General features: G+C 46.7%; 11 protein-coding genes and 1 pseudogene. 7 read left to right on the plus strand and 5 right to left on the minus strand.

What is annotated here, in order from left to right; genetic code table 11:
• The first annotated feature begins 1,093 nt into the window (after positions 1-1,093).
• The 4 genes from LUQ50_RS04445 (at position 1,094) to LUQ50_RS04460 (ending at position 2,961) form a co-directional block, all read left to right on the plus strand.
• Positions 1,094-1,708: a type IV pilin N-terminal domain-containing protein gene (locus LUQ50_RS04445; RefSeq protein WP_300036776.1), complete on the plus strand. Its 615-nt coding sequence runs from the start codon at positions 1,094-1,096 to the stop codon at positions 1,706-1,708.
• 1 nt (position 1,709) lies between these two features.
• Positions 1,710-1,856 (plus strand): type IV pilin, encoded by a 147-nt coding sequence (locus tag LUQ50_RS04450; protein WP_300036779.1) that lies wholly within the window; start codon positions 1,710-1,712, stop codon positions 1,854-1,856.
• A gap of 15 nt (positions 1,857-1,871) precedes the next feature.
• Positions 1,872-2,237, plus strand: coding sequence for a hypothetical protein (locus tag LUQ50_RS04455; protein WP_300036782.1), 366 nt, complete (start codon positions 1,872-1,874; stop codon positions 2,235-2,237).
• 181 nt (positions 2,238-2,418) lie between these two features.
• On the plus strand, positions 2,419-2,961 hold the full coding sequence (locus LUQ50_RS04460; protein ID WP_300036785.1) for a hypothetical protein: 543 nt from the start codon (positions 2,419-2,421) through the stop codon (positions 2,959-2,961).
• Positions 2,962-3,082: 121 nt separating this feature from the next.
• Here the strand turns inward: LUQ50_RS04460 and LUQ50_RS04465 are convergent, their stop codons facing one another.
• From LUQ50_RS04465 to LUQ50_RS04480, 4 genes are all read right to left on the minus strand, one after another.
• A complete protein-coding gene (locus LUQ50_RS04465) occupies positions 3,083-3,889 on the minus strand; it encodes a MarR family transcriptional regulator (RefSeq protein ID WP_300036788.1) in 807 nt (268 codons plus the stop codon).
• Positions 3,890-4,684: 795 nt separating this feature from the next.
• The gene (locus LUQ50_RS04470; protein WP_300036791.1) at positions 4,685-5,005 is read right to left on the minus strand and encodes a hypothetical protein; all 321 of its coding nucleotides are present in this window, start codon (positions 5,003-5,005) and stop codon (positions 4,685-4,687) included.
• Between the two features lie 266 nt (positions 5,006-5,271).
• Positions 5,272-8,217 carry a hypothetical protein gene (locus LUQ50_RS04475; protein WP_300036794.1) on the minus strand — a complete coding sequence of 982 codons (2,946 nt, stop codon included), beginning with the start codon at positions 8,215-8,217 and terminating at the stop codon, positions 5,272-5,274.
• 66 nt (positions 8,218-8,283) lie between these two features.
• A complete protein-coding gene (locus tag LUQ50_RS04480) occupies positions 8,284-8,634 on the minus strand; it encodes a hypothetical protein (RefSeq protein ID WP_300036797.1) in 351 nt (116 codons plus the stop codon).
• Between the two features lie 583 nt (positions 8,635-9,217).
• On the opposite strand from LUQ50_RS04480, the gene LUQ50_RS04485 reads away from it, so the two are divergent.
• Genes LUQ50_RS04485 through LUQ50_RS04495 form a run of 3 tightly spaced genes read left to right on the plus strand, consistent with a single transcriptional unit; the run spans position 9,218 to position 10,547 of the window.
• Positions 9,218-9,727, plus strand: a complete 510-nt coding sequence (locus LUQ50_RS04485) for a hypothetical protein (protein ID WP_300036801.1) — start codon at positions 9,218-9,220, stop codon at positions 9,725-9,727.
• Between the two features lie 26 nt (positions 9,728-9,753).
• Complete coding sequence (locus LUQ50_RS04490; RefSeq protein ID WP_300036804.1) at positions 9,754-10,305, plus strand: hypothetical protein; 552 nt, start codon at positions 9,754-9,756, stop codon at positions 10,303-10,305.
• Positions 10,302-10,547 carry a hypothetical protein gene (locus LUQ50_RS04495; RefSeq protein WP_300036807.1) on the plus strand — a complete coding sequence of 82 codons (246 nt, stop codon included), beginning with the start codon at positions 10,302-10,304 and terminating at the stop codon, positions 10,545-10,547. Before LUQ50_RS04490 ends, LUQ50_RS04495 begins: the two co-directional genes overlap by 4 nt.
• A 377-nt stretch (positions 10,548-10,924) precedes the next feature.
• On the opposite strand, the pseudogene LUQ50_RS04500 reads toward LUQ50_RS04495, so the two are convergent.
• A pseudogene (locus tag LUQ50_RS04500) lies at positions 10,925-11,257 on the minus strand (PGF-CTERM sorting domain-containing protein); the annotation flags it as partial.

The raw sequence follows: 11,257 nt of genomic DNA on the forward strand, positions 1-11,257 counted from the left end.
CGTGATTATATGTAATACAAAAAAATAGATAAAAATTTGTATTACATTTCCTGAATACACATTTTCGGTATAGTATGAGATAATTATGTACCGATTTCAGGATCGATGCATTAAATGGTTCATAGGTCATTGATGAATGTGGCGAGAGGCACTAGGAATCTGTTTCGGTGAAATAGGAAAGATGATATATGGATTAATTTGGGGAGAGGAGAATTCATCAAACCTTATGCAAGATGTTTCAGAGTCTTTTTTCTTGCCATAATCTGATCCCAGATCTAAAGGGATTCCACATCCACTGGATGAATGAATCTCAAAATTGTCACGTGAGAAGACCCGCAATCCGGTATATCGTGGTCGATTAGGTATGATAAAGGCCGGATAGTTTCCTGTTGAAAAGTACCTGATACAAAGATCGCAATTAGGGATTAAATTCGAAGTTTGACGGAAATTTGATTCAATTTAATCAGGGTCATATGGGAATATAAATTGGGGGCAATTTGAGCCTTAAATTTAATATGTCACGGGATATGCGTTTTCCTATGGGGTCACTATTAAACTGATATGGGGGATGAACTTTTACCCGTTGTGTCTAGGAAAACAGGGATAACATGAGGATGCAAGAACAGTTTTTCACGGAAATATATGGTCTGAATTCTGGATATTGAATTAAATGCTCATTATTTTCCATTTTTGACTCATTTTATCGGTTTTATCTCTCAATTACCTCCAGAGTGCCTCCTCGTTCATGGATCGCCAAGAACCATGAGGATACCCGGGTCGGTGGGAATTATCAGATCTCTTCCTTCTTGAAAACCTTTGAAGCAATGCACTTTTGATAACATGAAGCCTGATGGTTCTCATGATTTACTCATGTAGATCTTCGTTCGGCCATGATGAATTACTCGCATTAGTCGATGTCATTTTTAGTTTTTTGATCTACTGAATGAGTTAGATAAAATTATCTTTAATTAAGTAAAGATATGTGATGCATATATCCTGACAAGGTACCCCCGGGTTCGAGATTACATTATGCAGATTCATCGAATTGAGTTATTTTTGTCGATAATGGTATTGAAAAGAGTGGAAATATAATATGGGAGTAAAAACTGAATCTCGTATCGGGGAACATCCTTCGTGTTCCAGGAAAAATAATGCGGTCTCACCGGTTGTTGGTATCATGCTGATGCTCACCGTGACCCTGATCCTTGCTGCAATCATAAGCGGTTTTACCGGGGGTATCGCCAAATCACAATCAAAGCCTCCGCAGTTACTCTTTGAGGCTTCGATGGTACATGACACTAGCACTGAAGCCAACAGTTTTCTGGATATCAGGGTGATCTCGGTGAGTGAAGGGATTCAAACCCGGGATCTGAAACTCCAAACCGAATGGAGAAACCAGAGTACGCAACCGAACCGGCGTGTAATTATGCCTAATTCGGTAAATGCTGATGGAAAGACCTACCCTCTGGGATATGGGCCTGGTGTTCAGTCAGGAGATGGGGGATCGGATTTTGGGAATTATACCCTGCTGGCTGGAACACGGATGAATGTAAATAATTCTGTACCCGCTTCGATGGATGCAGTGCTGAGCGATGGCTGGGATGATAAATCCGGCGGTATTACTGATGGAACACCAATTCGCATTCAACTTGTCCATGTTCCATCCGGTGCCATCATAGCAGACAAAGAGATCACGGCGGAGACATAAGATGCATGATGAGGCAGTATCTCCGGTAATCGGAGTTCTTCTGATGCTCACCCTCACCTTGATCATCGCTGCGATAGTGAACAGTTATGCCGGTGGCCTGATGGAGACTGAATCCAAGGCTCCTTCAGTCACTATGCAGGAAACCTAGAGAATTTCCAACGGGATGGAGATCAGGAATGTTAGCGGTGATCAACTCCCCAATTCTATTGTGAAGGTCATGGTCAGACCTTCTGAGACTTTTGGAAGGAATGCTTCCCAGTACTCCTCGCAGGTCGAAAAACAGTTTATCACCGATGTGAATGGTTCATCCTGGGCAACTGGTATCACTTCGCTCAAACCCGGTGATGTGAATTATATCACCAATAAGTCAGGGGAACATAATCTCTCTTCTCTCCAGTCTGATATTCTGGATTCCCGGTATTCCCCATACTGGTTTAATCAGACGAAAAATCTTGGTAATACCTTCTTCCTGGAGATGTATTATAAAAATACGATGATATCCCGGAGTGAGGTGTTGATTGAGGGATGATGGATTATCGATCAGAGCGAAGGGAATACTCGCTGTATTCATAATTTACCTCATCTGTTCTGCCGGAAGTGAAAAAATCCCCTCTTATTCTCAGGAACTGACCGATATACCACAAGAACAAACACCTATACCCTCCACTCAATCAGAGGATAATCCGATTTCCACGAATGTTTCAACCCAGATGCCGTCAGATCTCCCAGTACCTGAAGAGACTCCCTCACCAACCCCTACTCCTCTCCTCTCAAATATCAGCGACTGGAATCCATACTCCATGCTTCCTACTCCTACACCCATTCTCAACCATACCTCTATCCTGAAGAATGATACCCCCAACTATCGAAAAGTACTAAACACCTCTTACTCCGGATCGGTGGGGCTGGCTGGAAATGCCATTGGAAAAGACCTGAATATCACTACCGGTCCGTTTTCTATAACCTACACCGTTCACCCGAATATCTCCTCACCCCGTGATGTCTGGGTAAAACTCTCGGTTTTTGATCCCTGGCAGAATGTTCTCGCAGTTGGAGGATACAACCGGGGATATCCAAACGAGGAGATCCAGACCATGACCCTGTATCGCGAAGGCCGATACTACCTGACCATTGAAGGAGATTTCGCCTCCGTAGATTATACCATAAAAACCGGAGATCTGGTTCCGGTTAATATCCAGAATCAGACACCGGTTTCTTCTGAAGAGATGTTTCCGGAAGAAATGATGCAATAAATGAGAAAATTATACAATGTCTCAATTTTTCATAATGCCGAGGATACTGATGATAGATCTCGGTTTATCATAATGCGTTTCGAAAAATTGATGGTAATTCTGAGCCACTGGATACCCTTTTTCATTCTGATACCAGGTCATGGATCTCGTAACTGAGTTCAGCCTGCTCAAGTTGCTTAAGAAAATCGGTGAAAAACTCATCCACGATGACGATACCTGAAGGAATCCCATGAAGAGCTGCTTCTATAGCACCCTCACGTGAACCGAAATAGAGATCCGGAACCCTTCCAATTTTTTTGAGAGAGACCCATGCTTCGAGACCAACACAGGCAACAACCGATACAGTCCTCATAACCTCTTTGAGTTTGTCCAGTTCCACATGTCTTGAGCCTCCCCTCTCTACCCGGGGGACTTTGCAGACCTGCACCACAGATTCAGCGTGGTCAATGATCCCATCAAGTTTGATAACTCCAGTCTCTTCTCCTTTTGGAGTATCCATGGCGATTTCTCCATTTGCAGAAGTCCGTAACCGGGATGCATAAAGAATACCCGATTTCATATACACTCCCACACGGTCCCCTTTATTCAGATCCTCATCAGCAATAGCAGTCCATACTGCAATCTGATGAATGATGTCGTGCCGTACATGCCTGGCAAAGGTCTCAAGGGTCTCAGCATTCTGGAGAATCCATTCGATACCTTCTCGGGTGACTTCATACCTTCCTCTGCCAGGAGCTTCCATCATCCCTTCATCGATTAGATCCCGGATATATTCTGATATCGCCTGGGGTGTAACCCCAAGCATTGCTGCAATCTCTTGCTGGCGGACTGCAGGCTGATGTTCAGCGATCTGGACCAGAATCTGAAACCGTGTAACATTCCTCTTGTTACGCAGAATCGTATATCCAGGATCGTCTTCAATATTCAAAAGTCATCAGTCCTCCACCTTATTTCTCTATATTACGCAGGTTCCCATTTATTATTGATGGTTATCTGGAATTTTCCATCCTATTGGCGATTATTTACGAATGCCCATGAATTTCACTCCCGGTATTAACCTACATTCTTTCATGTATGCACTGAGTTTGAGAGCAGAATAACTGGAGAGGAACGCTCTGTAAATCCTGAACAATGTCATGGTATCTCGGATCGCAAATATCCCAACCGATCTGATCTCTGACCATTCCCGCCCTCTTCTAACGGGACCGATCCGCTTTCTATCCTTTAACCAATTTGCTTGAATGCCGTAAATATTGACTGAATCAGATCCTGGGCGGGAGAACGGGAACTTATGTACCCGAAGACATCAGTTCGTATATTCGCACATCACTATTCTTCTCCTTTTTTCCCGCCCATACCACTTATAATTACATTATTTATTCTTATTATCAATAATAAGCCCGATTTGCTCATAAAAACTGGGCGGGACCTCCCGCCCACAGGCTGTATCTCCCGCCAACTTCCCGCCCCCCCGCCTGATCGCTCACCTGCATCCTGCAGACATCTCATAAGGATCTATGATGCCCTCACACACCGTGAACCTGAACCATGCTTTGGTATTTGCAGATGAGATCCGGTTAACAATCCTGGACCTTTACAAATGCATACATCAACGAAGAAAGAACAGATCATACTGCACCGAAAACCAGGGTTCCACTATTCCGGACACGGGACACCCACGAACAAAAAAGAATGAGAATTCTGATCTAAACTGATATTTTCCTTACCTCACTCTGCTCACCGGCCCCTTCCGATGCTCCCCGCCCATGACTGCCCGTACCCGGGAAACAGGGATAACATACGACACTCCTCCGATATCAAGGTAAAATCCTCTTCCGCTCTCAGATAGCCGGGCAGAACCTGGAATTTCTCCCTGGATTACACAGTCACCAAGTCCCAAAAGTGTTGCAGTAATAATACCGGAAGCGATAGAAAACCTGCCAACTCCGTCGATAAAGATCAACAGTCCATCGTCATCTCTGATTATTCGTCCACAGAGTTCAAACCGATGTCCCTGTCTTACCGTTTCGATAAATGCCCCCACTGCTCTCCTCCTGAGTTATCTTCATGCCCGCTTCAAGCGGACAGAAGTACATATTTCCCGGTTGTTTTCCGAGAAAAATACAAATCCCCCGTCTACGTTTTTTTTGCGGGTAATGTGAAGTTAGATAATACTCCCAGACCAGATGAGGGCAACCGCTCCTCCTGCAATGCTGGGTAACCACCCGTTTCATACTACCACCTCCTGTATATGCCCCGGTTCACCCTCCCTCCCCCCCACATCAAAGTCCGGGGCCTGGCAATTCGGCTCTATCGAGCTTTCTTCCGGGTGGGATACCCCAGTTCCCGCTGATAACAGACCTCACATATGGTGATCCTGCCGTTTGGATCAGACCACGTTGCTGGTCTGAGTGAACAGACCTGGCATCTTCCGGTCGGAGTATCACGATGTATCATCGCTGCTGTGTCTATTACGCCAGGGAGGGGAATAATGGCCGCTGCTTCTCGTGAAACAGCCTGGTGATAACATACTTCACAGATCTTTCTGACCTCCTGATCCTGACCTTGTGTAGTATCATCTCGGTGCCTGTACCACGTTGGCCTCTTCCCACAGATACAGCACCGGCTTCTATCCGGGAATCCCTCGATTTTTATGAAATCACGTGAGGTGATCGATGACAGGGAACATCCAGTACGGGTTGATGATCTGGTAGTACCTGATGAATCATCCCGTGCCAGGGAATTCTGGCCCCGTTCATGTGCACTGGAATCCCGGGTATCTGGCACATCTCCTGACGATAGAGTTGAATCATCACCGTCTGAACTGTCTGGAGGAAGATCAGAATCTTCAGAGTCTTCACCGGCAAGCCAGATCGAACCTCCTTTCATCCATGCAGCATAGAGTTCGGGATCCCAGATGTACACCCGTGCTCTCCGATAGGTGGTTTCTCCTTCGTTACCCCTGGTGACTGATCGTTCAAGAAATGAGACTGCAGGGCATTTATCCAGTATTCCCGAGTATACCTTTCCATATGACAAGTAACCATGGAGTAGTTTGCTGACAGAACTGCTGGTCCAGCCGGTCACCTGCTGTAGTTCTGCAACCGTTACTTCAACCGATCCAAAGGACGATAGTGCTTTTATCAGTGCTGATTCGCGTTTGGTAAGTTTGTTATCCTGTCCTCCCGTCTCTCCATTCAGGGCTACAAAAAGACTTGCAGCCTGTCTGAAATCCTGCTCGGTAGCGATAACACAGGTGATATCCTGAATAATCCTGACTTCACGCTGACGCTGGCAGATTGCTGCACTTGTCCTGATAAGATCGAGGAACATGTCAGGATTACGACGGTTTTCAGCAGACTGAAATCTGATTCTCCGTGCAAAAGGAATGACTACCCAGACCGGCTTCAGATCATTCCAAATTTGCCTGCAAACCATCACCTCCTCATTTACATCACATGTTGCATCAGGCATCTCCTCCGCTGATGCCAGTGTACGATCCAGAACTTTCCGATCCTGTTCCTCAGTGTCATCGATCCAGCAGGTTAACATCCGGTTAAAGACCTGATCATCACCTGCACCCTCAACCTTTGCTATCCACCAGACACACCGTTCAGGAATCATGCAAACCTGTGGTTTCCGATCTTTGTTTACCGTCCGATAGGGAAACGGCTTTTGAAACGAGGTTGTGACACCCTTCAGAACCTCTTGCATCTGATCTGAAAGACTCACATCATCAAGGGTGATCACCGTTCCTGGCTGTAGATTTTCCATGTAAAAGAGGGCTTTATCGCTCACTCGTCCTTCTATCCTGAATGCAGGAGGAACAAGATTACGCATGGTGTCAATGGCATGGGATTTCCCTTTTCCAGATTCACCAGATATCGAGACATGCAACCCTTTACTGTTCAGCACCGTTCGTGACACCAGTGAGTGAATCAGGCATTGTGCAACCTGCTGATCCCCTTCGTGGTATTTGCCAAATATGTTCCGCATAAATGCAAAAGGATCGCCAGATGAGAGGATCTCATCTGCCTGGGCAACGATACGATCTGAATATTGTTCAGGTTCACGATCTGAGAGAGTCTGGTATCGTGGCTCAGTAGTGAAGTCATCTGGTTCATCATGTTCTGCGGCATATTGCGCTCTGATCCTCCCGGATCGCAGTCTTGCAAGCCTTGATCCGATATCATTCTTTTCGTACCGTGATCTGAGTTCAGGCCATCGCTGTTTTCCGCTCCCGCATGAGTTGTGATGGCATCCTGCAAATATGGCTCCGTTTGCAAACTGTATCGCAAATGCACCGTCTTTATGAGCATCTGAAAAAGGGCATTCATCCAGGACATATAAGGTGCCTCCCTGGTATGGTTTTGAGGTAGCACTAAGATGATAGGATTTCAGCCAGGCACCGAGATCAAGGGAAGAATCAGCGACTGCGATGCTAGTATCAGGGGTGATATTCGTATCCGTGTTGATATGACCTCTGCTGATTTCTGATTCCTGATACCGGTTCAGAAGATTTTTGAGATCGGTTCCGGAAAGTCGCCTGCTCACCGATGGAGCCGTAAGAATCCGCGATCTTCGATGTGGACGGTCTGCAAGATTATCGCCTTTTCTGGATGTTGTCCCGTATATCTTCCAGATTCGTGAAGCATTGAAATTTGCAGTATCAACCTTGCAACCCGCATGTGAGAACCTGGTATCAAGCAGTTCCAGGACCGACCTAATCTGGATTTTACTTGCGTCATCATTGGGAAGATCGATCGGGTAGAGGAGATGGGCACCATTTCCGGAGTCTGCAATCAGGGGATCTGGCCATCCGATTGCCGTGAGAAACTCCTGGATCGTCCGGGCAAGAGTGAGTGCCCGTGCATGTTCTTCATTTGAAGAGGAGACACCTGCAGGTCTGACGGGGTCAAGGTCGATAGGAAGCCACCATCTCCGGGTGATATCACCGTCGCCGGTTGAGGAATCATTCTTCCCGAGCCGGTATTTGATCCGGTTTGCCCGCCGTGCCAGGAGTGCCTTGTTCACCTCGTTGAGGGTGACATACACTCCTGAAACATGAGTATCGGTCTCCCGTTCAAGAAGATCCGTAGTCGCTCTTTTAAAATCATCAAAATACCCTGAAGATATACCATCTTCTCCGATAATCCGGATCTCAATTACCCGCCCGGGGGCAGAGAGATATTGCAGGGTCCTGAAGATCTCTTCGTTCCGATCATCATGGGTCATACTGATCTTCCGGGATCCCATGATTTGTTCCTGATGTCAGGGAGGAGCAGGGAATGATATAATCTGCATTTGAGTGCATTTCCTGCCTCATGTCAGGCCTCCGATGATACGAAACGCTCCACCAGAACAGATCAGGTACCGGTTCCACTTGTTATTCTCGCTGATCCAGTACTGAATCTCACCCGGGTACTGGCGACCTTTGATTCTCTCGATTAAGCTGGCGAACTCATTCCTGATGGAGTCACGATGCATCCGTGGTGATCCGATCCTGATGAACAGGATCTTTCTCGCATCATTCCAGGCAACCAGATGAAACATAGCAGGAAGTGCTCCCTGCCTTTCGGTCACCCTTACCACTTCATATCCATGTCTCTGTAGCAGATTCCTGACAGCATACTCAGTGGTCCGCCGGGTCTGGTGTTTAGATGAGTCGGACATGGTTGTTCCCTGGTGATGAAGGGGGCTGTATCATGCCGCGAGATGGTCCAAACCCATGAATGGGAGGAGAAAACATCAGGTATTGTCTCCAGATAAGGGATAGGATTAAGAAACTGGTAGCGATACTAAGAATACTCCCCACTGTGATCAGCCTGCAAGCAAAGTCATCGGTCGGGGGGTATCGGTTTTTCATTCGTCATCTCCTGATATCATGATATCATCTGTGCTGTCATACGGTTTGCATCTCATTATCCTGTTAAATTTCCGGGATGACAGTGAAAACACTGTATTCCCGTCATGTTTCTAAAGGTTGTGGTACAGCTTTCAGCGTAGGTATCAAAACCGGTTATATGGACCCGGTTTGCGGGTGATGCGTATCATTGAAAACGTGTTACGAATTACGCGCAAGGTAAGGTCTGCCCGGTTTTGTGAGAAACGTATGGATGTACAACTAATGCTCCTTAATTGTCCCCGTTTAGGTGTCCGGGGATTCTGGGAGCCCCGTTGTCTCCTGTTCCGGGAAGGTTATATCATGGCTCCACATATCTGATATTGTCGCACGATTGCGACAATGGGGTATGAAATGGGAGATTTTACACAGAAGAGTGTGGTAAAATCAGCAGTTCGGAATCTGGCAGCTCCGATTGCTGATTATACCGCCTTTAACGCTCTTATCCAGGATATTCTGGATAATAATCCATGGGGATGCACTGCGTATGAATCAGCAGGAGTAACAAAACCAGGTGTTGAAAAGAGTAAGGAAGCCTATGCAGCCACGGTTGTATATGAGAATGCCGAGGCAAAGACGGTGGGGAGCATTCCGGTACGGGGACCGACTATGGCAGCAGTCAACACCGCAGTCACTCAAATTACAGGAACTGCCGCGATCACGAGCGGTATGGGGACCGGGGTGACTGCATCACGGGATTCGTCAGAGGATTCATTCAGTTGCACCCTCAAGGCCCATCACAGTAATGGCGAGCTCTATTCGGTCACTTTTAAGCGTGACAGTGTCACTGTCTCCAGTTACGAGGATGATGCGGTTAGAACCGGTCTTGAGACCTGGGCTGATACGGTTGCCATCCTGGCATGATCTTCTCCTCTTTTTTGGGAGAGAGGATGAAAGCACTGTTGCTTGTGGCCGGGTCTATCTGTCTGGTTCTTGCCGGGATCGCAGGTGCTGATTATCTTGCTACCACGATAAGTACCGATGGTTCGGTCATGCTTGCAACAGCCGGTTCAGATGAGAATGGGTCGTTTGTTTCACGTGCGATGGCACTTGATTCAGCACAAGTGAGCAGATCAGTATCAGGAGAGGATGAGATGCAATCAGATCTCTCAGTTCGGGGGTCTGGCCCAATCCTGTTCTCTGATTCTACGTTCGGTATTCTTAAGAGACCAGATATCAGGGAGATTTGTGATCTTTTTTCGATCCCATATGACCATGAGACCGGGGAGGCATCCATGTATTCATCGGGGATACTACAGCAGGGTACGTATTCAATTATGCGATCGACAGGTTCAGATCTCTTTGGAATGACCACAGTGAACGGAAGCGGGATGATGCTTCTGGGTTCACAGACTCAGGGGAATCGTTCGATGGAGAGTCGTGGGTTTGTTTCAGGAAATATGTCGGTGAGTGATCTTGTGCGGTATGGGGGGAGACTGTGATACCAGAACTGGTAAGCGGGATTTCGATTGGGTTTGCAGTTCTGAACGGGGGAGCAGCATATCTTCTGTACCGGCAGTATGTTTCACTGGCCGGGGCGTCGCTTGAGTTTGCAGCCATGATTGCAGAGTCAGTTAAGGAACAGGATGACGGGTCTATTACGATGGATCCCCTGTTTTTAGCAGGATTATCGATGGATCATATGAGTGAGCTGGGTGGTCTGGTGAAGTGGATCCGGGGATGAAAAAGAGGGGGGTTTCTCTTTTTCCCTCGTGATTGTGGAAAGGTATAGGCATTAACCTGATAATTATCGTTAAAACTCGAGAGGCGGGTATGCGTTAATATAATTCCTGATACATCGGTAATATTTGCTTTCTGTTTCTGGTTTAACATTTGATTTAGACTAAACCGGATATGTATCCTCTTTTTTTAGAGGGTAATTGGTTGGTTACGAAATAGGAACGACCCACCTCTCATCGATCCCGATGACATTTATCTGAATTGTCTTGTTATCTAAACCCTAATTGCCCATTGGGAGCCCCAGACCTGACAGAAGAAAACAGTATTCATCCCAAATAAATTGAAGGTTGTGAATACCCATTTTTGCGATGAGTTCCCGACCTATCCTCCTTCAACGAGGTTAAACTGTGTAGTCGCAACCGCATCAGTAGTAACGCCTGAGACACGGACGATGTACTCATCTGGATGGAACCAGTATGTGTCAACAGTGAATGTCCACGTGTTCAAACCGTCAGTGCCCTGTTGGACCTTGACAGTTCCGGTTGCGCCACTGAACTCACCGCTCTGTGACTTGTCGGTCGGCTTGAATGAGGATGAAGTTACCTCAACGAGCAGATCGTTCTCGTCGTATGCAAGGTTGGTGGTTCCGGCGATCTCGAATTTGGACCCTACCTTCTGCTCACCGATCGGGTTGATGGTGACTTTTGGCTCCTC

The sequence above is a fragment of the Methanospirillum sp. genome, from assembly GCF_028679455.1.
Taxonomy (GTDB): domain Archaea; phylum Halobacteriota; class Methanomicrobia; order Methanomicrobiales; family Methanospirillaceae; genus Methanospirillum.

What these genes read in the sequence shown, in the direction of transcription:
- LUQ50_RS04445 (WP_300036776.1), top strand. Translation starts at nt 1,094, where the DNA reads ATGGGAGTAAAAACTGAATCTCGTATCGGGGAACATCCTTCGTGTTCC.
- LUQ50_RS04450 (WP_300036779.1), top strand. Translation starts at nt 1,710, where the DNA reads ATGCATGATGAGGCAGTATCTCCGGTAATCGGAGTTCTTCTGATGCTC.
- LUQ50_RS04455 (WP_300036782.1), top strand. Translation starts at nt 1,872, where the DNA reads ATGGAGATCAGGAATGTTAGCGGTGATCAACTCCCCAATTCTATTGTG.
- LUQ50_RS04460 (WP_300036785.1), top strand. Translation starts at nt 2,419, where the DNA reads ATGCCGTCAGATCTCCCAGTACCTGAAGAGACTCCCTCACCAACCCCT.
- LUQ50_RS04475 (WP_300036794.1), bottom strand. Translation starts at nt 8,217, where the DNA reads ATGGGATCCCGGAAGATCAGTATGACCCATGATGATCGGAACGAAGAG.
- LUQ50_RS04480 (WP_300036797.1), bottom strand. Translation starts at nt 8,634, where the DNA reads ATGTCCGACTCATCTAAACACCAGACCCGGCGGACCACTGAGTATGCT.
- LUQ50_RS04485 (WP_300036801.1), top strand. Translation starts at nt 9,218, where the DNA reads ATGGGAGATTTTACACAGAAGAGTGTGGTAAAATCAGCAGTTCGGAAT.
- LUQ50_RS04490 (WP_300036804.1), top strand. Translation starts at nt 9,754, where the DNA reads ATGAAAGCACTGTTGCTTGTGGCCGGGTCTATCTGTCTGGTTCTTGCC.